General features: G+C 70.7%; 22 protein-coding genes. 5 read left to right on the top strand and 17 right to left on the bottom strand.

Annotation, left to right across the window (positions count from 1 at the left end; all coding sequences use genetic code 11):
- Nucleotides 1–4: 4 nt before the first annotated feature.
- A complete protein-coding gene (locus ACESM1_RS13105) occupies nt 5–1,093 on the bottom strand; it encodes an enolase C-terminal domain-like protein (RefSeq protein ID WP_372620711.1) in 1,089 nt (362 codons plus the stop codon).
- Between the two features lie 7 nt (nt 1,094–1,100).
- Nucleotides 1,101–2,921 carry a thiamine pyrophosphate-requiring protein gene (locus ACESM1_RS13100; protein ID WP_372620710.1) on the bottom strand — a complete coding sequence of 607 codons (1,821 nt, stop codon included), beginning with the start codon at nt 2,919–2,921 and terminating at the stop codon, nt 1,101–1,103.
- Between the two features lie 169 nt (nt 2,922–3,090).
- Between ACESM1_RS13100 and ACESM1_RS13095 the strand changes: the two genes are divergently transcribed.
- On the top strand, nt 3,091–3,528 hold the full coding sequence (locus tag ACESM1_RS13095) for a PPC domain-containing DNA-binding protein (RefSeq protein ID WP_372620708.1): 438 nt from the start codon (nt 3,091–3,093) through the stop codon (nt 3,526–3,528).
- Nucleotides 3,529–3,536: 8 nt separating this feature from the next.
- Here the strand turns inward: ACESM1_RS13095 and ACESM1_RS13090 are convergent, their stop codons facing one another.
- From ACESM1_RS13090 to ACESM1_RS13080, 3 genes are all read right to left on the bottom strand, one after another.
- Nucleotides 3,537–3,830, bottom strand: a complete 294-nt coding sequence (locus ACESM1_RS13090) for a c-type cytochrome (protein ID WP_372620707.1) — start codon at nt 3,828–3,830, stop codon at nt 3,537–3,539.
- Nucleotides 3,831–3,847: 17 nt separating this feature from the next.
- Nucleotides 3,848–5,035: a sulfite oxidase gene (locus ACESM1_RS13085; RefSeq protein WP_372620706.1), complete on the bottom strand. Its 1,188-nt coding sequence runs from the start codon at nt 5,033–5,035 to the stop codon at nt 3,848–3,850.
- Between the two features lie 123 nt (nt 5,036–5,158).
- The gene (locus ACESM1_RS13080) at nt 5,159–6,103 is read right to left on the bottom strand and encodes an ornithine cyclodeaminase family protein (RefSeq protein ID WP_372620705.1); all 945 of its coding nucleotides are present in this window, start codon (nt 6,101–6,103) and stop codon (nt 5,159–5,161) included.
- A 201-nt stretch (nt 6,104–6,304) separates the two neighbouring features.
- On the opposite strand from ACESM1_RS13080, the gene ACESM1_RS13075 reads away from it, so the two are divergent.
- The 4 genes from ACESM1_RS13075 to ACESM1_RS13060 all read left to right on the top strand — a co-directional run bounded on the left by ACESM1_RS13075 (nt 6,305) and on the right by ACESM1_RS13060 (nt 10,722).
- Nucleotides 6,305–7,372, top strand: coding sequence for an amino acid ABC transporter substrate-binding protein (locus ACESM1_RS13075; RefSeq protein ID WP_372620704.1), 1,068 nt, complete (start codon nt 6,305–6,307; stop codon nt 7,370–7,372).
- Between the two features lie 113 nt (nt 7,373–7,485).
- Nucleotides 7,486–8,691: an amino acid ABC transporter permease gene (locus tag ACESM1_RS13070; RefSeq protein WP_372620702.1), complete on the top strand. Its 1,206-nt coding sequence runs from the start codon at nt 7,486–7,488 to the stop codon at nt 8,689–8,691.
- 4 nt (nt 8,692–8,695) lie between these two features.
- A complete protein-coding gene (locus ACESM1_RS13065; protein WP_372620700.1) occupies nt 8,696–9,847 on the top strand; it encodes an amino acid ABC transporter permease in 1,152 nt (383 codons plus the stop codon).
- 122 nt (nt 9,848–9,969) lie between these two features.
- Complete coding sequence (locus ACESM1_RS13060; RefSeq protein ID WP_372620856.1) at nt 9,970–10,722, top strand: amino acid ABC transporter ATP-binding protein; 753 nt, start codon at nt 9,970–9,972, stop codon at nt 10,720–10,722.
- A 277-nt stretch (nt 10,723–10,999) separates the two neighbouring features.
- Here ACESM1_RS13060 and ACESM1_RS13055 read toward each other — a convergent pair whose 3' ends face one another.
- The 12 genes from ACESM1_RS13055 to ACESM1_RS13000 form a co-directional block, all read right to left on the bottom strand.
- Nucleotides 11,000–11,578, bottom strand: coding sequence for a DUF1810 domain-containing protein (locus ACESM1_RS13055; RefSeq protein WP_372620699.1), 579 nt, complete (start codon nt 11,576–11,578; stop codon nt 11,000–11,002).
- Nucleotides 11,579–11,690: 112 nt separating this feature from the next.
- Nucleotides 11,691–11,897 (bottom strand): hypothetical protein, encoded by a 207-nt coding sequence (locus ACESM1_RS13050; protein ID WP_372620698.1) that lies wholly within the window; start codon nt 11,895–11,897, stop codon nt 11,691–11,693.
- A gap of 311 nt (nt 11,898–12,208) precedes the next feature.
- Nucleotides 12,209–13,474 carry a glycosyltransferase family 4 protein gene (locus ACESM1_RS13045; protein WP_372620697.1) on the bottom strand — a complete coding sequence of 422 codons (1,266 nt, stop codon included), beginning with the start codon at nt 13,472–13,474 and terminating at the stop codon, nt 12,209–12,211.
- A gap of 82 nt (nt 13,475–13,556) precedes the next feature.
- Nucleotides 13,557–13,991: a hypothetical protein gene (locus ACESM1_RS13040; protein ID WP_372620695.1), complete on the bottom strand. Its 435-nt coding sequence runs from the start codon at nt 13,989–13,991 to the stop codon at nt 13,557–13,559.
- A gap of 89 nt (nt 13,992–14,080) precedes the next feature.
- Nucleotides 14,081–15,379, bottom strand: coding sequence for a TIGR03087 family PEP-CTERM/XrtA system glycosyltransferase (locus tag ACESM1_RS13035; protein ID WP_372620693.1), 1,299 nt, complete (start codon nt 15,377–15,379; stop codon nt 14,081–14,083).
- Complete coding sequence (locus ACESM1_RS13030) at nt 15,376–15,534, bottom strand: hypothetical protein (protein WP_372620691.1); 159 nt, start codon at nt 15,532–15,534, stop codon at nt 15,376–15,378. Before ACESM1_RS13030 ends, ACESM1_RS13035 begins: the two co-directional genes overlap by 4 nt.
- Before the next feature lie 43 nt (nt 15,535–15,577).
- A complete protein-coding gene (locus tag ACESM1_RS13025) occupies nt 15,578–16,624 on the bottom strand; it encodes a FemAB family XrtA/PEP-CTERM system-associated protein (RefSeq protein WP_372620689.1) in 1,047 nt (348 codons plus the stop codon).
- A gap of 16 nt (nt 16,625–16,640) precedes the next feature.
- Entirely contained in the window at nt 16,641–17,558 is a 918-nt protein-coding gene (locus ACESM1_RS13020) for an XrtA system polysaccharide deacetylase (protein ID WP_372620688.1), read from the bottom strand.
- Nucleotides 17,555–18,532 carry an AAA family ATPase gene (locus tag ACESM1_RS13015; protein ID WP_372620687.1) on the bottom strand — a complete coding sequence of 326 codons (978 nt, stop codon included), beginning with the start codon at nt 18,530–18,532 and terminating at the stop codon, nt 17,555–17,557. The genes ACESM1_RS13020 and ACESM1_RS13015 overlap by 4 nt, the downstream gene beginning before the upstream one ends.
- A gap of 15 nt (nt 18,533–18,547) precedes the next feature.
- A complete protein-coding gene (locus tag ACESM1_RS13010) occupies nt 18,548–20,266 on the bottom strand; it encodes a TIGR03016 family PEP-CTERM system-associated outer membrane protein (RefSeq protein ID WP_372620685.1) in 1,719 nt (572 codons plus the stop codon).
- The gene (locus ACESM1_RS13005; RefSeq protein WP_372620683.1) at nt 20,259–21,215 is read right to left on the bottom strand and encodes a hypothetical protein; all 957 of its coding nucleotides are present in this window, start codon (nt 21,213–21,215) and stop codon (nt 20,259–20,261) included. Before ACESM1_RS13005 ends, ACESM1_RS13010 begins: the two co-directional genes overlap by 8 nt.
- On the bottom strand, nt 21,212–22,732 hold the full coding sequence (locus ACESM1_RS13000; RefSeq protein WP_372620681.1) for an XrtA system polysaccharide chain length determinant: 1,521 nt from the start codon (nt 22,730–22,732) through the stop codon (nt 21,212–21,214). The genes ACESM1_RS13005 and ACESM1_RS13000 overlap by 4 nt, the downstream gene beginning before the upstream one ends.
- Nucleotides 22,733–22,736 lie beyond the last annotated feature (4 nt).

Genomic DNA, 22,736 nt, shown 5'->3' with positions numbered 1-22,736 from the left:
GGGATCAGACCTCGAAACGCTGCGCGTCGGCGGCGCGGAGTTGCAGACCATGCCCCGGCCGGGACAGGTCCGGCCGGATCAGCCCTTCGCTCGGCAACGGTGCGCCGTCGAACAGCATCGCCTCCAGCCGCACATGATCGTGGAACCACTCGATGTGCCGAAGCCGCGGCGCGGCGCAGCAGACCGGCAGGTGCAGTGCCGGCGCGGTGTGCGCCGAGAGCGGCACGCCATGCGCATCCGCAAGTGCCGCGGCGCGCAGGAAGCCGGTGTAGCCGAGGCAGCGCGTGGCATCGGCCTGCACCACATCCACCGCCTCCGCCCGCAGCAGCCGGCGGAAATGCAGGAGGTCGTAGCCGTATTCGCCGGCCGCGATCTCCAGCGCCGTGCGGTCGCGCAGCAGCCGCAGGCCAGCGAGGTCGTCGGAGGGGACCGGCTCCTCGAACCAGGTGACGCCGTGATCCTGCGCCAGCCGCGCCAGTTGCAGTGCACCCTTGCGCGTACAGGCGCCGTTGGCGTCGATCATCAGCTCCGCATCGCCGATCGCCGCACGGGCGGCGCGCATGCGGGTCACGGCCAGGTCGGCGTCATCGCCGACCTTCATCTTCACCCAGGAACAGCCGGCGTCGCTCACCCAGCCGCCGAGTTGCGCCTGCATCGCCTCCAGCGTCATCCCGATGAAGCCGCCGCTGCCGTAGATCGCGCAGGCCTCGCGCGCCGGCCCCATCAGCACGGCGAGCGGTACCTCCAGCAGCCGCGCCTTCAGGTCCCACAGCGCGACGTCCAGCGCGGAGATCGCGGCGGCGCAGATGCCCTGATGGCCGAAATTGCGCACCTTCACCCGCATCGCATCCCACAGCCGCGTGGTGGCGAAGGCGTCCTGGCGGGTGAGCACGCCGGCGAGCGGATCGCGGATGATCTCGCGCGCCGCGGCATGGGTGTAGCTGTAGCCCAGCCCGGTGCGGCCGGCGGCGGTCACCTCGGCCAGCACCAATGTCGTGCTGTCCCAGGCGAGCGTGCCGTCCGCCTCGGTCGCATCGAGCGGCACGGTGAAGGCGCGCGCCGCGACGCGCTCGATCGGCGCCGCGCTCCGCATCGCAGCCTCAGGACTTTTCCCTGTTCTTCTCCTTCGCCGGCGTGGTCGCAGCCGGCGCGACGGAGGAGATGATCTCGCGTGCAGTGTTCTTCAGCACGCTGCCGAGCTCCGGCTCGCCGAACATCGAGGAGATCAGCGCCTTCGCCTGGCTAAGCGTGATGTGCGGCGGCAAGGGCGGCACGTTCGGGTCAGTGTAGAACTCCACCACCGTCGGCCGGTCCGCCGCGAAGGCCTGGTCCCATGCGGCAGCGACATTCTCCGGCTTGTCCACGAAAATGCCGCGCAGGCCGACCATCTCGGCGAAGCGGTGATAGGGGAAGTCGGGCACCGCCTGGCTGCCGACGAACTTGGGGTCGCCCGCCATGGCGCGCTGCTCCCAGGTCACCTGGTTCAGGTCGCGGTTGTTCAGCACCAGCACCACCAGGCGCGGATCCGCCCAGCGCTGCCAGTACTTGGCCACGGTGATCAGCACGTTCAGGCCGTTCATCTGCATCGCGCCGTCGCCGCAGATCGCCAGCACCGGCCGGTCGGGATGCGCGAACTTCGCCGCCACGGCATAGGGCATGCCCGAACCCATGGTCGCCAGTCCGCCGGAGAGCGAGGCCATCATGCCGCGCCGCATCTTCACGTCCCGTGCATACCAGTTGGTGTGCGATCCGGAATCGCCCGCGATGATGCAGCGGTCGGGCAGCCGCGGCGACAGCTCCCAGAACACGCGCTGCGGGTTGAGCGGATCGGCGTCGTGCATGGCGCGGCCTTCCAGCACCTGCCACCATTCGGCGACATTCTTCTCGATCCGCTCGCGCCAACCGCGGTCGGCCTTGGGCTTGAGCAGGGGCAGCAGCGCCTCGAGCGTCGCACGGCTGTCGCCGACGAGGTTCACCTCCATCGGGTAGCGCAGGCTCAGCATGCCGGGCTCGATGTCGATCTGCACGCCGCGCGCCTGGCCTTCCTTCGGCAGGAACTCCGAATAGGGGAAGCCGCTGCCGACCATCAGCAGCGTGTCGCATTCCGTCATCATCTCCCAGCTCGGCCGCGTGCCGAGCAGGCCGATCGAGCCGGTGACGAAGGGCAGGCCATCCGGTACCGCCGCCTTGCCGAGCAGCGCCTTGGCGACGCCCGCGCCGAGCCGCTCGGCGACCGCGATCACCTCGTCGGTCGCCTGCAGCGCGCCGGCACCGACCAGCATCGCCACCTTCGACCCGGCGTTGAGTACCTCCGCCGCGCGCTCGATCTCCGACTGCACCGGGATAACCAGCGGGCGGCGGTAGCCGATGCCGGAATGGATCGTGCCATGCGAGCGCGGCGGCTGCTCGACCGCGTCCAGTTCCTGCAGGTCGTTCGGCATGATGATGCAGCCGACCTTGCGCTCCGCCATGCAGATGCGCATGCCGCGATCCACCAGATGGCGGATCTGCGCCGGCACGCTGGCCTGCTGCACGAAGGCGCCGGCCACGTCCTTGAACAAGGAGAGCAGGTCCACCTCCTGCTGGTAATGGCCGCCGAGGGCTGCGCGCGCCTGCTGACCGACGATCGCCAGCACCGGCATATGGTCCAGCCGCGCATCGTAGAGGCCGTTCAGCAGGTGGATCGCGCCAGGGCCGCTGGTGGCAAGGCATACGCCGACCTCGCCGGTATACTTGGCGTGCGCGGAGGCCATGAAGGCCGCCATCTCCTCGTGCCGGACCTGCACGAAGTCGATCCGCTCGCTGGCACGGTCCAGCGCGCCGATCAGGCCGTTGATGCCATCGCCGGGATAGCCGAAGACCCGCCGCACGCCCCAGTCATGCAGCCTCTCCCACATGAAGTCGCTGACCGTCTTTGCCATGCTGCTCGATTCCTTCGCTGCCACCGCACGCCGGCGCGGCGCATCGGGCCGATGACAGGCCAACGTGGCAGGCGCGGTCCCGTTGCGCGACGCGGAACCGCGCGGGGCGCGGCTTCGTTGCACAGCAGTCGGCATCGCCGGCGCGCAACCGCAGGGTGGGAGGTTCGGCATGCAGGCGAGAATGATACATGAGGCGCACGGCCAGCGGATTTTCGCCGTCGTGCTGGAGCGCGGCGACGAGATTCGAGACTGCCTCGGCCGCTTCGCCGAGGAGCAGCGGCTCTCGGCTGCCCAGGTCACCGCGATCGGCGCCTTCGAGCGCGCGACGGTGCGCTTCTTCGACTGGGAGACGAAGGACTACCAGCCGATCCCCGTCGAGGAGCAGGTGGAGGTAGTCTCGCTGAACGGCGACATCGCGCTGGACCCGGAGGGCAAGCCGAAGCTGCACCTGCATGCGGTGCTCGGCCGGCGCGACGGCAGCCTGGTCGGCGGCGACCTCGGCGAGGCGCGGGTGCGGCCGACGCTGGAGGTGATGATCGCGGAATCCCCGGCGCATCTGCGCCGCGTCCATGATCCGGTCTCCGGCCTGGCGCTGATCCGGCCTTAGCGATTCGGTCAGCCCTTGCCGGCGACCTCCGCCACGTAGCGCGCCACCGCCTCGATCTCCGCCTCGTTGAGCGAGTCATAGGCCGGCATGCTGCCGGGCCCGCTGGTCACCGCCCGGCGGACGCGGCCACTGTCGGGCTTCAGCTGGTCGAGGTTCGGGCCGATCTCGCCCTCGGTCCCGGCTGCCGCCAGGGTGTGGCAGACGCCGCAGGGCGGCGCCGCTCCGGCGGTGAAGATACGCCGGCCATCCGGCGCGTCATCGCCACGCGCGGCGGCAGCCACCATCACGACCAGCAGAAGCACGACGGCTCGCATCCGCGTCAGCCGACCGTCACCTCCACCGCATGGTCGCGCCAGCCATTATGCGCATAGCCGCGCTCGTTCGGCGGGAATGTCTCGGGCTGGGTGTTCCCCTCCGCATCGGTGGCGCGGCTGGCGACCAGGTGGCTGCCAGCCGGGAGTTCGGCCTGCAGCGCGAAGGGCCGCCAGGCGAAGCGGCCGAGATCGGGGCCCAGCAGCCGCGCCTCCCGCCAATTCGTCCCGCCATCGGTCGAGACCTCGACGCGCCGCAGCGCCTTGTCGCCCCCGAAGGCGACGCCGAGGATCTGCACCGGCCCGTTCTCCGTCTCGCGCAGCGGATGCGTCACCCAGGACTTCACCGCCATCTCCCACATCGAGGGCTGGTCCGGAGCGCCGCGCTGGCCGACCGGGCGGACCCGGTAGCCGGTGCGCTGGATCGCCGCCTCGCTCTCCTGCTCGGTGAAGGCCAGGCGCTTCACGTATTTCACGTTGTTGATGCCGTAGTAGCCGGGCAGCACCAGCCGCAGCGGCCCGCCATGGGCGAGCGGCACCGGGCTGCCGTTCATCTCCCAGGCCAGCAGCGCGCGGTCCAGCGCCGCCAGCGGCACGGAGCGTTCCACCATCACCGTGTTCGGATCGATGCCGTCGGGCAGCGCCTCGCCGCCGCGGGCGGTGATGAAGCGCCTTCCATCGGCCACGCCGCCGAGCGCCTCCGCCACCCTGCGCAGCGGAACGCCGCTCCAGAACAGGTTGCCGGCGGCGCCGACTGTCCACTGCGTGCCGCTCGCCTGATGGTCGAAGAAGGCGCGGCCATTGCCGGAGCATTGCAGCACCGCCGCCACGCTCTCCACGCCGAGTTGCCGCAACTCCCCGAGGGTCATGCTGCGCGGGTTGCGCACGCCTTCGAAGGAGACCTCCCAGGCATCCCGGTCCTGCACGATGCGCGCATCGGGCGCCGGCAGGTTGTTGCGGATATAGAGTTGGTCGGCGGGGGTGACGCCGCTGCTGCCGAAAGCGTCACGCTTCATCTCCAGCGTGCGCGGGCTGTGCACGATCAGCGTCTCCGGATCCTTCCAGGAGACGTAATCGGGCAGTCGGGTAGCGCCCTCCGCGGCGCCGGTCGCGCGGCCACCGAGGCCGGCAAGCGTGCCGGCGCCCGCCGCGCCCAGGATGAAGTGGCGTCGTGCGACGAAAGGTGTGCCGGACATGGTCGCCTCCCTTGTCCGCCGATCTGCGCAGCACCCGGACGGACCTGCTTTCTCTTGGAAGGCACTTGGCACGGCGCGCGGCAGCGCCCACTGCGTACGACTACCTATGCGGCGGCCGCCGGGCTAGGCGGCGCGGCAGGCGAGGATCGCCGCGGCCAGGTCCTCGCCCGCCCAGCCGACCGACTTGAAGACGGTCACCTCCCGCGCATCCTGCCTCCCGGGATGCTGCCCGCGACATAGCTGCGCGAGATCGGCAGCAACATGCGCCTCGGTGATCGCGCCCTCGGCGATCGCCTGCACCACGTCGCCGGCCTCCGCCAGCCCGCCCGCGCGGGTGTCCACGACCAGCGTGGCGCGTGCCAGCAAGGCCGAATCGCTCTCCCGCATGGTCGGGCGGAAGGTGCCGACTAGGTCCACATGGGTGCCCGGATCCACCTCCGCCCCCCGCACCAGCGGCACCTCCGAGAGGGTGGCGGTGGAGACGATGTCGAAGCCGCGCGGGTCCGGCGTGGCCGCGGCGCGCGCCGGCAGGCCGTGCGAGGCCAGCCGTGCCGCGAGGGCGGCCGCGGGCTCCGCCCGGCGAGACCATATGGCGACCTCGGCGATCGGGAAGCGGGCGCACCAGGCCTCGGCGAGGGCGGCACCGACCCGGCCGGCGCCGAGCACCAGCAGCCGCCGGCTGTCGGGCCGGGCCAGGAAGCGCCCGGCCAGCGTGCTGGCGGCGGCGGTGCGCCGGTCGGTCAACTCACCGCCATCCAGCAGCGCCAGCGCCTCCCCCGTGCCGGCATCCGAGAGCAGGTAGGAGGCCTGCACCGCCGGCAGGCCGCGTGCCCCGTTCCCGGGCAGGACATGCACGATCTTTACGCCGCTGTGCCGGCGGCCGGGCGTGCCGGGCAGTTCCCAGGCGGGCATCAGCAGCAGCATCCCCTCCGGCGCGTCGGGCTGCGGCAGCGGGTGGCGATGGCGCAGCGGCGCCTCGCAGCCTTCCCGGAACATCCGCTCCAGTCCCGCCTCAAGCGCGTCCCACGGCAGGCCGCGCCGCACTTCCTCGGCTTCGATGATCCGCATGGGTCCCCTCCGTCGGTCCGGCCCGATCCTCTCGCACCCCGGCAGCGGCGCCGTGAAGGGGGGGTGAGTTGACGTGAAGGGGGCGGCACCGCGAAAGAATAACGCGTTGATCCCGGTGGCGCGCTGGCGCAGCATCGGTGCGCAAACGGGAGAGCAGCCGGGCCGCAATGGCGGCACCGGTCACGAAAGGGAGCATTCTCGATGCAGGCATTGCGCCGAAGCATGGTGCGCGCCGTCGGGGGCATTGCCCTCGCGGCTGCAGTCGCCGTCCCCGCCCTGGCACAGCAGGCGCCGGCGGCCAACAACCCGGCGGCCAACAACAACGCCGCGACGCTCGAGGCGATCCGCAACCGCGGAACGCTGGTCTGCGGCGTGACCACCGGCCTCGCCGGCTTCGCCCAGCCCGACAGCCAGGGCGTCTGGCGCGGCTTCGACGTGGACTACTGCCGCGCCGTCGCCATTGCCTTGTTCGGCGATGCGAGCAAGGTACGCTACGTCCCGACCACGGCGCAGGCGCGCTTCACCGCGCTGCAGTCGGGCGAGGTGGACATGCTGGCGCGCAACACGACGCACACCCTGTCGCGTGACACCAGCCTGGGCTTCGACTTCCCTGCCATCAACTTCTATGACGGCCAGGGCTTCATGGTGCGGGCGAGCGCAGGCGTGCGGAGCGCGCGCGAACTCGACGGCGCCACGATCTGCGTGCAGCCCGGCACGACGACGGAGCAGAACCTGACCGACTGGTCCCGCGCCAGCAACATCCGCTTTTCACCGGTGGTGATCGAGCGGCTGGAGGAGGTGGTGCAGGCCTATGTCTCCGGCCGCTGCGACGTCTACACGACCGACGTCTCCGGCCTGGCCTCCACCCGCGCCGTGCAGCCGAACCCGCGCGAGCACGTCATCCTGCCCGAAGTGATCTCGAAGGAGCCGCTCGGGCCGCTGGTGCGCCATGGGGACCAGCGCTTCGCCGACCTCGTCCGCTGGGTCCACAACGGCCTGGTGAACGCCGAGGAACTCGGCATCACCTCCTCCAACGTGCAGCAGGCGGCGCAGAACGACCCGCGACCGGAGGTGCAGCGGATGCTCGGCCGCAGCGGCGACCTCGGCCAGATGCTCGGCGTGAACAACAACTTCATGGCGAACATCATCAAGGAGCTGGGCAACTACGGCGAGATGTTCGCCCGCCACCTGGAGCCGATCGGCGTCCAGCGCGGTCCGAACGCCCTGTGGACGCAGGGCGGCTTGCAGTACTCGCCGCCCTTCAGGTGAGGTATCCGGGGGCCATGGACATGGGCCGTGGCCCCCTTCTTGCTCCGCGCTCCGGGCTCCGGCCCGGAGCACCGCCCCGCCGGGCGTAGCCTGTGCCATGACGGGATAGACGCATGTCCTCCTCCGCCGCACATCCCCGTCTCGCCACGGCCGGGCCGCCCAGACGCAGGCTGCGCCTGTCCTGGGGCGACGAGCGCCTGCGCGGCATCGTCTGGCAGGTGCTGGTGGTCGGGGTCGTGGTCTCGGTGTTCTGGTGGCTGTGGCAGAACACGGTCCACAACCTGGAAGTGCGGCGGATCGCCACCGGGTTCGGCTTCCTTGAGCGCGAGGCGGGCCTGCCGATCGGCGAGAGCCTGATCCCCTACAACCCGACCAATTCCTATCTCCGCGCGCTGACGGTCGGCGTGCTGAACACGCTGAAGGTGGCGATCATCGGGGTCGTGCTGGCCACGCTGCTCGGCACGCTGGTCGGCATCGCGAGGCTGTCGAACAACTGGCTGCTGTCGAAGCTGGCCGGCTTCTACGTGGAGGTGATCCGCGACCTGCCGCTGCTGCTGCAGCTGCTGTTCTGGTACACCATCCTGCAGGGGCTTCCCGGGCCACGCCAGGCGCTGACCCCGGTCGAAGGGGTCTATCTGTCGAACCGCGGGATGCTGCTGCCTTTCATCGAATGGAACGCGGCGCATTGGTGGTCGCTGGCCGCGATGGTCCTCGGCATCGTGCTGACCCGGCTCTACGCGCGGGAGATGCGGCGGCGGCAATACGCGGATGGCCGGCCACGCAAGGTATGGCCGGCGGGCCTGGCGCTGATCCTCGGCCTGCCGCTGGCGGTCTGGGCGGCCTTCGGTGCGCCCTTCACGCCGGACATCCCGGCGCTGCGCGGCTTCAACTTCCGCGGCGGCATCACGGTGAGCCCGGAATTCTTCGCCCTGCTGATCGGCCTGGTCACCTACACCGCCGGCTTCATCGCCGAGATCGTTCGCGCCGGCATCCTGGCGGTGAACACCGGCCAGTGGGAGGCGGCGGAGGCGCTCGGCCTCCGCCGCGGCGAGATCCTGAAGCGCATCGTGCTGCCGCAGGCGCTGCGCGTGATCGTGCCGCCGATGACCTCGCAATACCTGAACCTGACGAAGAACAGCTCGCTGGCGGTGGCGATCGGCTACCAGGACATCGTCAGCATCGCCAACACCACGCTGAACCAGACCGGCCAGGCGATCGAGGGCATTGCCATCATCATGCTGGTCTATCTGACGATCAGCCTCTCCATCTCGCTGTTCATGAACTGGTACAATGCGCGCATCGCGCTGGTGGAGCGCTGAGGCGATGAGCGACATCACGCTGACCACCGCCGCCGCCCGCGTCCCCGGCGAGGCGTCCGCGCCGCGCCTGCCGCCGACCCATGTCGTCGGCCCGATCGCCTGGGCGAAGGCGAACCTCTTCAACAGCTGGATCTCCACCGCGGTCACGCTGGTGCTGGCGTATCTCATCGTGCGCTGGACCATCGGCTTCGTCGAATGGGCCTTCATCAATGCGATCTGGTCGGTGCCAGTGGTCAACGGCCAGGCGCAGACCCAGGCCTGCCGCGAGATCAAGGGCGTCGGCGCCTGCTGGGCGGTGATCCACGAGAAGCACCGCTTCATCCTGTTCGGCACCTACCCCTACGAGGAGCATTGGCGGCCGCTGCTGGTCTGCCTGCTGTTCGTCGGGCTCTACATCGTCTCGGCGATGCGGCGATTCTGGAACTGGACGCTGGTGCCGATCTGGGCGGTAACGCTGACGGCGATCGGCATCCTGATGTGGGGCGGCGTGTTCGGCCTGGAATACGTCCCGCAGGAGCGCTGGGGCGGGCTGCCGATCACGCTGATCCTCTCCACCTTCGGGCTGGCCTTCGCCTTCCCGCTGGCGATCCTGGTGGCGTTGGGGCGGCGGTCGAAGTTGCCGGCGATCAAGATGCTCTGCGTGCTCTACGTGGAACTCATCCGCGGCGTGCCGCTGATCTCGCTGCTGTTCATGGCCAGCGTGATGTTCCCGCTCTTCCTGCCGGAGGACATGAACATCGACAAGCTGCTGCGCGCGCAGGTGGCGATCACGCTGTTTGCCGGCGCCTATCTCGCGGAGGTGGTGCGCGCCGGCCTGCAGGCGCTGCCGCGCGGCCAGTACGAGGCGGCGGATGCACTTGGCCTGACCTACTGGCAGAAGACCGGGTTCATCATCCTGCCGCAGGCGCTGCGGCTGGTGATCCCGCCGCTGGTCAACACCTTCATCGGCTTCTTCAAGGACACCTCGCTGGTGCTGATCATCGGCATCTTCGACCTGCTGACCGCCGGCAAGACCGCGATCGTGGAGCCCGCCTGGCAGGGCTTCGGCATCGAGGTCTACATCACCGTCGGCGTGATCTACCTCGTCTTCTGCTTCGCGATGAGCAAATACAGCCAGGACCTGGAACGCGACCTGAACCGGCACCGGCGCCGTTGAACGCGGCCGGCCGGGTTGCAGCCCGGCCGCCCGCGGCGCATCTAGAACGATCGGCCGGAAGGCCGGAACGCAGGGGGTTTGGAATGGGCGAGACGATCACCGAGGCACAAATCGCCTCCGCCATGCGGGCCGATGCACCGCCCGCCATCGTGCTGGAGGGCGTGAACAAATGGTTCGGCGCGCTGCATGTGCTGCGCGACATCAACCTCACCGTCGCCACCGGCGAGCGCGTGGTGGTCTGCGGCCCTTCGGGCTCCGGCAAGTCCACCATGATCCGCTGCATCAACCGCCTGGAACAGCACCAGGAAGGCCGGATCGTGGTGGACAACATCGAGCTCACCGACGACCTGCGCAGCCTCGACGCCATCCGCCGCGAAGTCGGCATGGTGTTCCAGAGCTTCAACCTGTTCCCGCACCTGACCGTGCTGGAGAACTGCACCCTCGCCCCCATCTGGGTCCGCCGCATGCCGAAGCGGGAGGCGGAGGACCTGGCGATGGAGTACCTCGAGCGCGTGCGCATCCCAGAGCAGGCGAAGAAGTATCCGGGCCAGCTTTCCGGCGGCCAGCAGCAGCGCGTGGCGATCGCGCGCGCGCTCTGCATGAAGCCGAAGATCATGCTGTTCGACGAGCCGACCTCGGCGCTCGACCCGGAGATGATCAAGGAGGTGCTGGACACCATGGTGATGCTGGCCGGCACCGGCATGACCATGATCGTCGTGACGCACGAGATGGGCTTCGCCCGCCAGGTGGCCGACCGGGTGGTGTTCATGGACCAGGGCGAGATCGTCGAGAGCGGCGAGCCGGAGGCGATCTTCAGCAACCCGCAGACCGACCGCCTCCAGCTGTTCCTGTCGCAGATCCTGCGGGGGCACTAAGGCAGATCGCCGGAGGGCGGAACCGCCCGAAGGGGTGGATCCGCTCTGCGACCAAAAAGCCGGAGCGTTGCGCGTGATCCGAATCAGGCGCGCGGCGCTCCAGCTGCATGCTCCCGGCATCCACGAAGTGCAGCCGTGCTGGAGCGCCTCCCAGCCTGCGCTGCCGCTGGAGCAGCAGAGGTCGGCAGTCGAGGATCGGCATCCGGAGACATGCCGCGACCTTTCGGATCCGCGCCCGGGATGTCCGCCTGCACCGGGGGGGGGCGGCAGGGCCTTGTCAGCCCTTGGCAAGCAGGTCGATGGTCAGCGGGTCCGGCTCACCTCCAAAATACTGCCGCAGCACCTCGGCGAACACCGGGGTCTCCGGGCAGGCAGCTGCGAAGATCGTCATCGACGAGCGGAGCTTCAGATCGTCCGGACTGCCGAAGACCTCACGCGCGGATCGGCCCTGTATGGCGCGGACCAGTTCACTGCACTCGATGAGCCGCGAGCCCAGGAGGGGATGCGCCACGTAGGCCTGTGCTTCGGCAAGGGAGGCGAGAGCGTAATACTGTGCAGTCGGACTGCTCGACAATCCGCGGAGCTGCGGGAACACGAACCACATCCAGTGGGTGCGCTTCCGCCCCGCCCGCAATTCGCGGCGGACATCCTCGATCACCGCATCCTGCGCCTGGACAAAGCGCTCGAGGTGGAATGGGTCTGCCATCACGAAGCCGAGCATATCAGCAGCAAGGCTGCTCTGAAGAGATCGTGCCGCCGCGCGAACACCGCCCCGCCGATTGCCGGGCACGTCGATCTCGATGAGTGGGACGGATGCAGTGCTGCTGGTCGTGCGATGCCCGGCGGCGACACGCACGAGCCTCGCAGTCAAGGGCGACAGCCGACCAACTCTCTGGCGGGAACCTCGAACGAGCCCAGGCCGGTGCGTCATGGAGACCGCCCACCGGCGCGTTGCCGCCGAACCCGGGTCAGCCCCCTGCGATACCTTTGATAACCTTGCCGGAGCCGCCGCAGGTTGCGCAGTCCTGGTCCCGGATGCGGCCGGTGCCTCCGCACTCCGGGCAGATATCCTCGCCCGTGCCAGCCGTGCCCGGAGGTGCATCGTCGCCTGGATACGTGCCGGCCACGTCCGGAAGCTTCGGGTCGGTCGTGCCCTGGCGCTTCTGCTCTGCCATCCCCGTCTCCTCTGGGCCCTGTGCCCCACCAACGCATGCGCGAGGTGCCCCGTTGCCGCGAGCGGCAGAAACCTGCCCCCCGGCACCGACGACAGCGGCCGGGACGCGGGACGACGAGGTGTGGACCAGGTCTTGCAGACGCCGCCGGGAGGACCGGGCATGCTGTTCAGCAGCGCTGAACCCGACAGGCTGCTGGTGTCCCATCCCCTCCGTTCGGCGGCTCTACCGACGAACGGAAGGGCCAAGCAGGCCACTGGAAAAAGAGGCTATTGGCCTGGGAACGAAAGCCGAAGGACTTCGGAATCGGGACACTATGCCCGGCGGCAGAGTGCGAGGAATGCGGCGGCGCGCACCGCCCAGCTCGCCTCGCGCGCCGCTTCCAGCCCGCCAGCAGCGAGACGGGCGGCAAGCGCGGCGTCATCGAGCAGCCGCAGCGCAGCGGCGGCAATGGCCGGGACGTCCTCGCCCTCCACCAGAAGGCCGTTGCGGCCATCCTGCACCGCCTCCGCCGTGCCGCCGGCGCGGCCGCCGATGACCGGGCGGCCGCAGGCATTGGCCTCCAGGAAGACCAGCGGCGTGCCGTCGCTCTCGCCGGGCTCGGCGCGGTTCGGCAGGGCGACGAACTCGGCCAGCGCATAGAGCGCCGGCATTTCCGCTGCCGGGATGGCGCCGGCGAAGCGTACCGCCATGGCGCCGCCGGCCGCCTCGGCCAGGGCTTCGAGGTCCGCGCGCTGCGGCCCGTCGCCGGCGACCACCAGGATCGCCCGCGGATGGCGCGCGCGGATGGCTGGCATCGCCGTGATCAGCCGGTCCACCCCCTTGCGCGGCACCAGCCGCGTCGGTGCCAGGATCACGCGCCGGCCTTCCACACCCAGCGCGGCGCAACGCGCGGGATCGGGCAGCAGCGGACGGAAGCGGTCGAGATCCACACCGTTCGGCAGCACCGCGATACGCGCTTGCGGCACGCCATAGAGCGCAGCGAGTTGCGCCGCCGGGAAGCCGCCGGCGGCCACCACCAGATCGGCCTCGGCGAACCATCGGGCGCGGACGCGGCGCGCTGCGGGATCGGTCTGCACCAGATCGTCGCCATGGCAGTAGATCAGCGCCCGGCGCCGCAGCACACGGCGGACGAAGGGCACCAGCCAGCCCACCGTCTCGTCGTCGCAGACGCAGACGGCATCGGCGCGATGTCGCCGTGCCTCGGCCGCGACAGCGAGCGCCAGGCGCAGCGCGCGCAGACCCCATGCGGCGTGGCGGAGCAGCCTGTTGCGGAAGGCGCCGCCCGGCAGCGGCGGCCGCACCAGGCCGATGCGCCGAAGCGGGTGACCGACAGCCGCATCGGCCTCACGCCAGCCCGGTCGCTCACGCCCGGTCGCAGGATCGAGCCGAGAGGTCAGCACCGCGATCGCGCCCCTCGCCTCCCGGGCCAGCGCGGCATAGACGCCGGCCGAGCCGCCGATCAACGGCGGGAAGGTGTGGCAGACCATCAGGCAGCGCGGCACCGGCGCGTGCGATGCGTCGGCACGACGCTGGGGTGCACCCAACACCACCGCGGCCGCCGCCGGGCGATCCGTCATGCCGATGCGCCTTCCATCCGCCTTCGCCCTGGCGCCGCCACGCCGGTGATGCCCCCGCTCCGCCGCCCGACGCTGCAGCAGGTCAGGCAGCGCGGGCTGCCGAGGGACATACTCGCCGCGCCGTCGCCAGACGGCAATTGCGCGCTTGATGCCGAAAGGCATCGGCCTTCACGTCGCCGCCGATGACGCTGTCGCCCACCAGGCCATGGTCGGATGGCCGGTAGAAGGCCTCTGTGAAGGCTCCGCCCGGTGCGATGCTCGCCCGTGCGGTGCTGTTGATGGAAAGGTTCGTCACCTCCGACCGTCCCGTGCTGCCACTCTCGTTGCCCGAGATGCTGACAGCGAAGAAGCCGAAGCCGGCGTGGTTCGCCATCGCCGACGCAGCCAAGCGAATCCGGTGGCGCCCCCAGCGCAGCCGCGCGCCGATCTCGGCCGCGAAGCCGGTAGCGGCAACCGGCTGGACCGGCGCGGCGAATGCCGCCTCGGCAGTTCCCAGGGCCAGCACAGGGCTGGTCATCAGCCCCATTCGCAACACGGTGCAACTCGCGACCGCGCGCTGGCGCGTCCCGTTCGGTGCCCAGACCCACCCGGACGCGGCGTGGCGCCTCAGCGGCGGCGCGCGTATCCGGACGGCGGCAGACACGCCGTCATCGCGCCCGCCTCCAGCATCGCGACTGGCGGGCCTTCGCCAGCCAGCATCGCATCGAGCCCGCGCAGCGCCGCGTTCCAGTCATGCCCCGCCGCAACGGCCGCCCGTGCGGCGACGCCGAGGCCGGGGTGCCGGCCCTCCAGCACCTCCCGCACCCGCGCCGCCATCTCCGCCGCGCCGTCCGCCACCAGCAGGTCGCGGCCGGGCGTCGCGCGCACGCCCTCGAAGGCCTGCGGCGAGGCGACCACGGGGCGCGCCAGCGCCATCGCCTCCAGCACCTTGTTCTGGATGCCGCGCGCGATGCGCAGCGGCGCCACCGACACACCGGCATGGATCACGTAGGGCCGCACATCGGGCACGCCGCCCGTGACATGCACGCCCGGGCGCTGCGCCAGCGCCTGCACCGCGGCCGAGGGGTTGGCGCCGACGATGTGGAACTCGGGCAGCGCGCCGCCGGCCAGAGGCGTCGCGCGCAGCAGCGGCAGCACGTGGTCTGTGAACCAGACCACCGCATCCACATTCGGCCGGTAGCCCATGGTGCCGACGAAGACGATCGCCGGCGCACCGCCGGGATAGGGGTTCGGATAGTCCACTGCCGGGTCGAGCCGCGCCAGGTCCACGCCGTTGTCCACGAAGCCCAGCCGGTCGGCGCAATCCGGCGCCAGCGCGGCGAAGTGCCTGGCCTCCTCCGCCGAGACGAAGATCGTGCGCTCGAATTCCTTCGCCGCACGGCGCTCCAGGTCGAGCAGCGTGCGCGCCTCCCGCGCCCAGACCTGGCGCATCGGCGGCTTGGCGCTGGCGGCGTAGGCGCGCCATTTCTCGGAGTCGACATCCACCATGTCGAGCACCCGCACCGGCCGGTGGCGCTGCGCGGCGGGTCCCATCGCATAGGGCGCCATGGCGGAGGAATAGACGAAGACCGCATCGTAGCGTCCCTCCCCCAGCCCGCGCTGCGCCCAGCGGAACAGCGAGGGCTCGTGGAACCAGCCGAGGGTCAGCGGCCTGCCGGGCCGGGTGCGCAGCAGCGCGCGCGCCGCCTTGCCCCAGCGGGACAGCACCGGCCGCCACTCCACCGCCGCGCAGCTGCGTTCGAGCACAGGCAGATGCGCGAGATCGGCGCGGTCATCCACCAGGAAGCCGGCCTCCACCTGCCAGCTTCGCGCCAGGTGTTCCAGGATGTGCCAGGCGCGGATCTTCTCACCCTTGTCGGGCGGATAGGGGATGCGGTGCGCGAGGAAGAGAAGGCGGCGCGTCATCCGCCGTCCCGCGGCCCGGCGAATGCGCCGATCAGCGCCTCGGCAGCCCGGATGAACGCCGCGGTCGGCAGGCGGCGGCCGGCCGGCATCTCCAGCCGTCGTCGCCGGCGGGCGCCGAGGTAGTCGGCGCCCTCGGCGCGCCGGAATGCCGTCATGTTTGCTGCCGCCACTGCAACGGCGGCCGGCCGACGCGTCGCATCAGCCCAACCCCCTGACCAGCGGTGGCCCGAGCAGGTTCGCCACCGGCAGCGGCAGGCGCTTCCAGGCGGCGATGAACAGCCGGTACTTCGGGTTGTTCGGGTTGTTCTCCGGGATGCGCGCGCCCGCGGCCAGGCGGTAGCAGTAGTGCAGTTCCTCCGCCTCGAAGCCCCAGTTCCGCTTGTAGTCGAAGGCGCCGGTGCCGGCCTTGCTGCGGCCGAAATCGAACAGCGTGGCACCACGCTCGCGATGCGCGCGGCGCATCACCTCCCAGTACATCACGTCATTCGCCGAAAGCCCGCGCGCCTCCCGCGTGCCGCCGCCGTAATAGGGCAGCACCTCCTCGCGGAAGTGGAAGTTCAGCACCGCGGCGACCGGCCGGTCCTCCTGCAGCACCGTGGTCACGTCGTGCTCGCGCGGGAAGGCCTCGGCCAGCGCGCGGAAGTAGCGGCGCGGGAAGACCGGGCTGCCAAGGTTGCGCACGCTCTCGGCATAGAGCGCGTGCAGCCCGTCGGTGTTGCTGTCGGAGACCGAGCGCAGTCCGAAGCGGTTCAGCCCCTTGCGCACCTCCGCGCGCTGCTTGCGCGGGATGTTCTTCTCCATCCCCTTGGTGTCGTCACTGAAGGCCACGATCGGCTTGCGGAAGGTGAAGTAGAGCGGTGGGCGCCCGGTCCAACCGGCATCCGCGGCCTCGCGGCGGCGGAACTCCAGCGCCGGGCTGCCGAGCTTCTCGCGCAGCGCCATCGCATGCGCTTCCAGCGCGGCGCGTGCCTCCTCCTCCACCGCGACCGTGCCGCCATAGACGCAGAAGGGCGTGGAGGCGAGCAGGTCGCCGAACAGCAGGGTCTTCATCCGCGCCAGCGGCAGTACGCCGAGGATGGCGCCGTCGCGCTCGGCGAAGACGTAGTGCGTTGGGTGGCCGAAGGAGCGCCGGATCACCTCGGCCCAGGCCGAGAGGTGGAAGAAGGTTGCCGCCGGCGTTGCGCGGACGAAGGCGTCCCAGGCGGGGGCCGAGGCAGCGTCGAACTCGCGGATCCTCACCGGCATGACCGCGCTCCAGGCCTCAGGCCGCCTGGCGGCGGGGCGCCGGCTCCGCCTTCCCGCCGATCGCCGCAGCGAAGACCTCGTCCATGCAGCCCCAGCGGAAGTCGCGCAGCAGATGCCCAAGCCGCTGCGCCATGCTGCCGAGCCCGGTGCGGTGCCGGAAGCGCGACAGCCGCCCGGCTTCCGGCACATGCGGCTGCGCCGGATCCACCTCCCAGGGGTGGAAGTAGAAGATGCCGGGCTGCCGCTCGACCTCGTTCACGCGGCGCAGGCCGGTGCGGAACACCGGATAAGGCACCAGGCGGAACCAGCCGCCGCCCGAGCAGGGCAGGTTGCGCCCCAGCGCGCGCACCGTGGTCATCGGCAGTTCCGCCACGCCGTCCGGATGCGGGCGGTAGGGGCCGCGCGGCGCCTCGGCGTCGCCGTAGAGATCGTGGCGGATCGGGAACAGCGACGAGCTGTACGCGTGCCCTTCCTCCGCCAGGACGGTGTGCGCCCAGGGCGTCAGCCGCGGCCCGATCGAGAAGGTGGGCGCGCGGTAGCCGCGCACCGCGACGCCGCCGGCATCCTCCAGCACGCGCTTGGCGCGGCGGATATCGGCGCGGAAGCCGGCCTCGCCGATCTGGTGCACCAGCTCATGGCCATGGCCATGGCTGGCCAGCTCGTGGCCGGCGGCCACGATACGGCGGACCAGCCCCGGATGCCGCTCCGCCACCCAGCCGAGGGTGAAGAAGGTGGCGCGCACGCCGGCCTCCGCGAACAGCGCCAGCACGCGCTCGGTATTCGCCTCGACGCGGCGGTCGAGACCCTCCCAGGCGTCGCGGCGGATCGCCCCGGCATAGGCCTGGACCTGGAACCAGTCCTCGACATCCACGCTCATCGCGTTGACGGTCGGCCCAGTGATGATTGACCCCGTGATCGTTGGTGACTTGCTCATCGGCGCGCCCCGCTGAGCTCGGAGAGGAACTCCATCAGCCGGTTGAACACCCGCTCACGGCGCGCGATCGTGCGTTCCAGCGTCTCGATGCGATGGGTCAGGGCATCGAGCTGCGCCTCGATCTCCGGCGTGATCCGCGGCTGGGCGAAGATCGCGTCGCGCACCGAGATGCCGCCGAGATCCTCCTCCAGCTCCAGCGCCGTCGACTCCACCAGGTCGGCGGTCAGGTGCGGCGACTTCTCCAGCGCGCCCGCCAGAAGCACGCGGGAGCAGAGCCGGTTGATCCGGCGCGGGATGCCGCCGGTATGGCGGAAGATCACCTCGAAGGCGTCATCGTCCCAGCTCGGGTTGCCGGTCCATCCCACCGCACGCAGCCGGTGTTCGACGTAGGAGCGCGTCTCCTCGCGCGACAGCCCGCCGAGATGGAAGGAGGCGAGGATGCGCTGGCGAAGCTGGTCGAGATCTGGACTGGCGATCACGCGGCGCAGCTCCGGCTGGCCGAGCAGGATCGTCTGCAGCAGTGCCCGCCCGCCATCGGTGATGTTGGAGAGCATGCGCAGCTCCTCGAGCCCCGCGGGGGTGAGGGCCTGCGCTTCGTCCACGATCAGCACGTGGCGCCGCTCCGCCTTGCGCAGCGCGGCGATGATGCCGCGCAGCACGGTGGCCTTGTCGCCCTCGGCCTGCACGCCGAAGGCATCCGCCACCAGGCGCAGCAGATCGTCGCCGGCGACCTGTGTTGTCATGATGCGCGCGACGACGAAGGTCTCGGGGTCGAGCTCCGAGCAGAAGCGCTCCACCAGCGTGGTCTTGCCGGCGCCAACCTCGCCGGTCACCACCACGAAGCCCTCGCCCTGTGCCAGGCCGTACATCAGATGCGCATGGGCGCGGCTGTGCACCGAGCTCGGGAAGAACAGCCGGGCATCCGGCGTCATCAGGAACGGATGATCGCGGAAGCCGTAGGCGTCGATGTGCATCCGCGCGGGACCTGTTCAGAAGAGCTGGCGCAGCGTGACGATGATGGTGTTCTGCACCGCGCTGCCACCCTGGAAGTAGTTCTCGCGCTGCGAGAACTGATACTGCACGGAGCCCGACAGGCGCGGCGAGATCACCTTGGAGAGACCGGCCTGGAAGACGTAGCTCATATTCTCGTCCTGCCCCTCGCGTTCGGTGATGCCGACGCGGCCCGAAGTGGTGAGCGCCAGGCCGGGCTCAAGCTCACGCGTCCAGACCAGGGTGACGGAGCTGGTGTCTTCGGCGAAGGCGGTGGTGCCCTGCGCGACCGCGACCGGATCGCGCTCCTCGTGCGACAGCGCCGCGGTGAAGGTGTCCCGCGGCCAGGCCTGGCTGAGGCCGATAGTAGCGCGGCGGGTGCGGAAGACATTGCTCTGCGTGCTGCGCAGCCGGTCGTCGAGCAGCGAGACGGGGACGCCGGTGGCAGCGTCCACAATGTTGCCGAAGGCGTCCACCCGCAGGCCCGGGGCGAGGCCGAAGCCGCTGCTCTCGCCGGGCCGCCGAAACGGCGCACCCAGCTGCTCATTGTAGCTCACGAACAGGCGGGTCCGCACGCCGACATTCAGGCTGCCATCCACCGCTGCGGATTCGAAGCCGTCGCGCTGGCCGTAGCGCACGCTGAGGAAGCCGTCGTCGTTCGGCGTGTAGCGCACGCCGACGCTCCAGACCGGTTCCTGGATCTCGAACGGGCGCACACCGGCGTAGCGCTCGTCCTGCCAGCCGCCCTCGGCGGTCAGCGCGAAGCGCCGATCCAGCTGATAGCGCAGAGCGAGGATGTGCAGGTGGCGATGCGCGCCGTCATAGACGCCGGAGCCCTCGAAGGTGGTCCAGGAGGTCTGCGCATCCCAGCCAAGGCGTCCCCAATCCTCGCCCGAGGCCAGCTGTGCAAAGCCCTCGTGAGAGATGAAGTCCTGGCTGGTGAAGAAGGGTGTGTTCGAGCCGGGAAGGAAGGCGTCGCGCCCGCTCTGGAAGGATTGGCGGAAGGCGTAGCCCACCCGTGCCGTCGCCAGGCCGCCGAAGCGCTGCATGACGTAGGGCGAGATGCGGTAGGTCGTGGTCTGGACACGATCCTGCCGGTCGAAATTGTCGTCGCCGAGCTCGCCGGTCTCACCGAAGCCGCCGAACGCCGACCGCGCATCGCCGCTGCCGCTCACGTCGAGGAACAGCAGGTCCTCGACCAGCGTCGCCGTCCCCTGCCCGGCCAGAAGATGGTCCAGGCGGTTCTGGTCACTGTTGTTCATGTAGAGGCGCAGGCTCGGCCGATAGGTGAAGGCGCCGACCAGCTGGCGGGAATCCGCCGCGAGGGTGATCTGCGGCCTGATGATGCCGTAGAGGTCCGCCTCGCGATCGCGCACCGACCCGCGCAGGTTGTCTGTGGCGGCAACGCTGACTTCGATGCTCGGCCGGATGCTCCAGACCTGCGGCGGCGCACCGGCCGGCGGTGCCCCGCCGACGGGCAGGTCGGGGTAGAGCTGCGGCAGCCAAAAGCGCGTGGAATCGACACCGCCCGGCGCGGCCGGCGTGCCGAACGGGCCCGGCGGCGGCGCCGAGGGCCCGAACAGCCCGAGAGGGCTGCTGCCCGGCGCGGCCTGTTGGGCCTGGGCAGGCAGGCCGGCGACCAGCGCCGGTGCGCCGATGAGCACGCACAGGGCGGCGCTCAGCCGGCGGCGGCACCGCGGCGTGCGGCGTTCAGCCACGGTAGTAGCCGTACCCGTAGTAGCCATAGGCGCCGAAGGTGTTGCTTGTTGCCATGCGGGTCTGGTTAAGGACCAGCTGCAGGGTCGGACAACTCTCGACCATGTCGAGGGCGGCTTCCACCTCCTCGCGTTGCGTGCTTTCCGCCCGCACCACGATCAGCACCTGCCCGGCGACGGAGGCGAGGGCGCTGGGCTCGCTGGTGTAGAGGCAGGGCGGCGCGTCGAAGATGAAGATCCGGTTCGGCAGCGCCGCCGCCATCCGCGCGACGGCCGCGGCCAGCATGGCGCCCGATGGCAGTTCGGAGACCCCCGGCAGGCCGGGCCCGTAAGGCAGAAAGCTGAGCCGCTCGATCGCCGTGCTGAGCAACAGCGGCTCCGGTCGCAGTGCCGCGTCGGTGGCCAGCATCCGCAGCCCGGGCTTGGTTTCCTGGCCGAGCAGGTTGGTCAGCGACCCCTGCTGCTTGCCGTCGCCATCCACCAGCACGACGAGTTCGGGCGCGCTCAGCGCCAGACGCGCCGCGACGTTCATGGAGCAGAAGGTCTTGCCCTCGCCAGGCTTGGCGCTGGTGACGAGCACCAACTGGGCGATCCGGCCCTCGGCGCTGCTGGTCGCCTGCACGGTGCGCCGCACCTGGTGCTGCACCACGCTGAATTCCTCGGTCACCCGGCTGCGCGCTGCGCCGGCGCCGGTGACCACGAAGCCGGCGTTGCGCAGCGTATCGAGGTCGATGGCCGGCGCGGTGGCATCCGCGGGCGCCGCGTCGGCCGTCGCCGTCGCGGGCGCGGCGGTCTCCGCCGGGCCGGCGGGCGGCGCCGGGCGGACCGCATCAAGGCTGGCGGCCCCGCCCTCGGCGCGGCCACTGCGCGGGCGAAGGTCGCTGGCCATGCTGCCCTGCATGGCCTCCATCGCGCGTTCGACGAGGTGGCGGGATGGTGTCGGGACTGTCACGCCAGGAACCTCGCGACGAGGGAGGGTAGGCGGGCGATCAGCGCCGGACCCGCGGCGGTGACGGCACCGAAGGCCAGCAGCAGCACCGCCAGGCCGAAGGAGAAGGCAGCCGCCGGCAGCACCTGGCTGCGCCGCGGCGCCGTCGAGGAGATGCTGCCGATCACCGGCAGGCCGAGCTTGCGAAGGTCGTGCAGCGTGTAGAAGCTGCGATCCAGCTGCACCAGCAGGAAGGCCAGCAGCACGCCGGCGCCGAGCCCGCCGAGCAGCACGCCGGAGGCAAGCAGCACGCGGTTCGGCCCGACCGGTTCGTTGGGGACGATCGGCGGGTCCACGATCTCGAGCCGCACACGGTCCGCACCGGAGCGCGCGGCACCCGCGATCTGCACCGATTCCCGTCGCTGCAGCAATTCCTCATAGGCGCGGCGCAACACGTCGTAGTCGCGGTCGAGCGCGGCGAATTGCGCCTGGAGTTGCGGCACGGTGCGCGCCAGCGCCTCCAGCCGGGCGACCTGCGCTTCCGCCTCGCGGCCGCGCCGCTCGAGCGAGGCGATCGTCGATTCCGTATCGAGCAGGCGGACACGCAGCTGCTCATAGACCGGGTTGGCCACCGGCGGGCCGACCGCGGCACCGCCACCGCTCGGTGCGACGCGGCCCGAGCGCAGGTCCGCCAGCGCGCTGCGCGCCGCGACCACCGCGGGGTGCTGTTCGGTGTACTGCAACAGAAGCTCGCGCAGCTGGCGCTCGCCTTCGAGAATCCGAGGGTCGCCGGCGCCGCCGAGCTGGGCGCGCAGCGTCTGTGGCGTCGCCTCGAGCTGCTGGCGCAGCACATCGCGGCGCTGGGCGGCATCCTGCAACTCGCCACGCAGGGCGGTCAGCCGGCCCCGCGCCTGTTCCAGGCCGGACCCGCCGCCCTCCCCGGGCAGCAGATCCGTGTAGCGGGCGCGGAACTCGGCGCGGCGCTGCTCGGCCTCGCGCAGCTGCGCCTCATAGGCGGCGAGCTGCTGGCCGATGAAGGCTCGCGCATTCTCCATCTGCAGCCGATCGTTGGCGGTCGCCTGCTCCATGAACAGGGTCAGAAGGGCCTGCACCACCGCATGCGTCATGCGCGGGTCGTTGTCGGTGAAGGTAATGGTGAACAGGTTGCGGGTCTGCGCCTGGATGCGAACGTTGCCCTCCATGCCGGTCAGAAGCCGCTCGCGCGCCGAGGCGCTGTCGGCACGCAGGTCCAGACCGGTGCGGCTGGCCACGCGCTCCAGGTTGGGGCGGCTGAGCAGGGTGCGCTGCAGCAGCTCCACCTGGCTCTGCGGCCGACTATCCACCGCGATGCCGCTGAGCAGTTGGCTGAGGATGACGTCGGCATCGGCATAGATGCGCGTCGAGGCGCGGTACTCGTTGGGCAGCGTATAGACGTACATCCAGCCGCCCAGGCAAACCACCCAGGCCAGCCCCAACGCCTTCCAGCGATGGCGCCAGCCGGATGCGGCATACTGCCGGATCTGGACGAGGAGCTGGTTCATCGCG

Source organism: Falsiroseomonas sp. (assembly GCF_041690465.1).
Classification (GTDB): Bacteria; Pseudomonadota; Alphaproteobacteria; order Acetobacterales; family Acetobacteraceae; genus Falsiroseomonas.
Note: the sequence above shows the minus strand (reverse complement) of the source record. Positions and strands in the feature narration are given on the sequence as shown.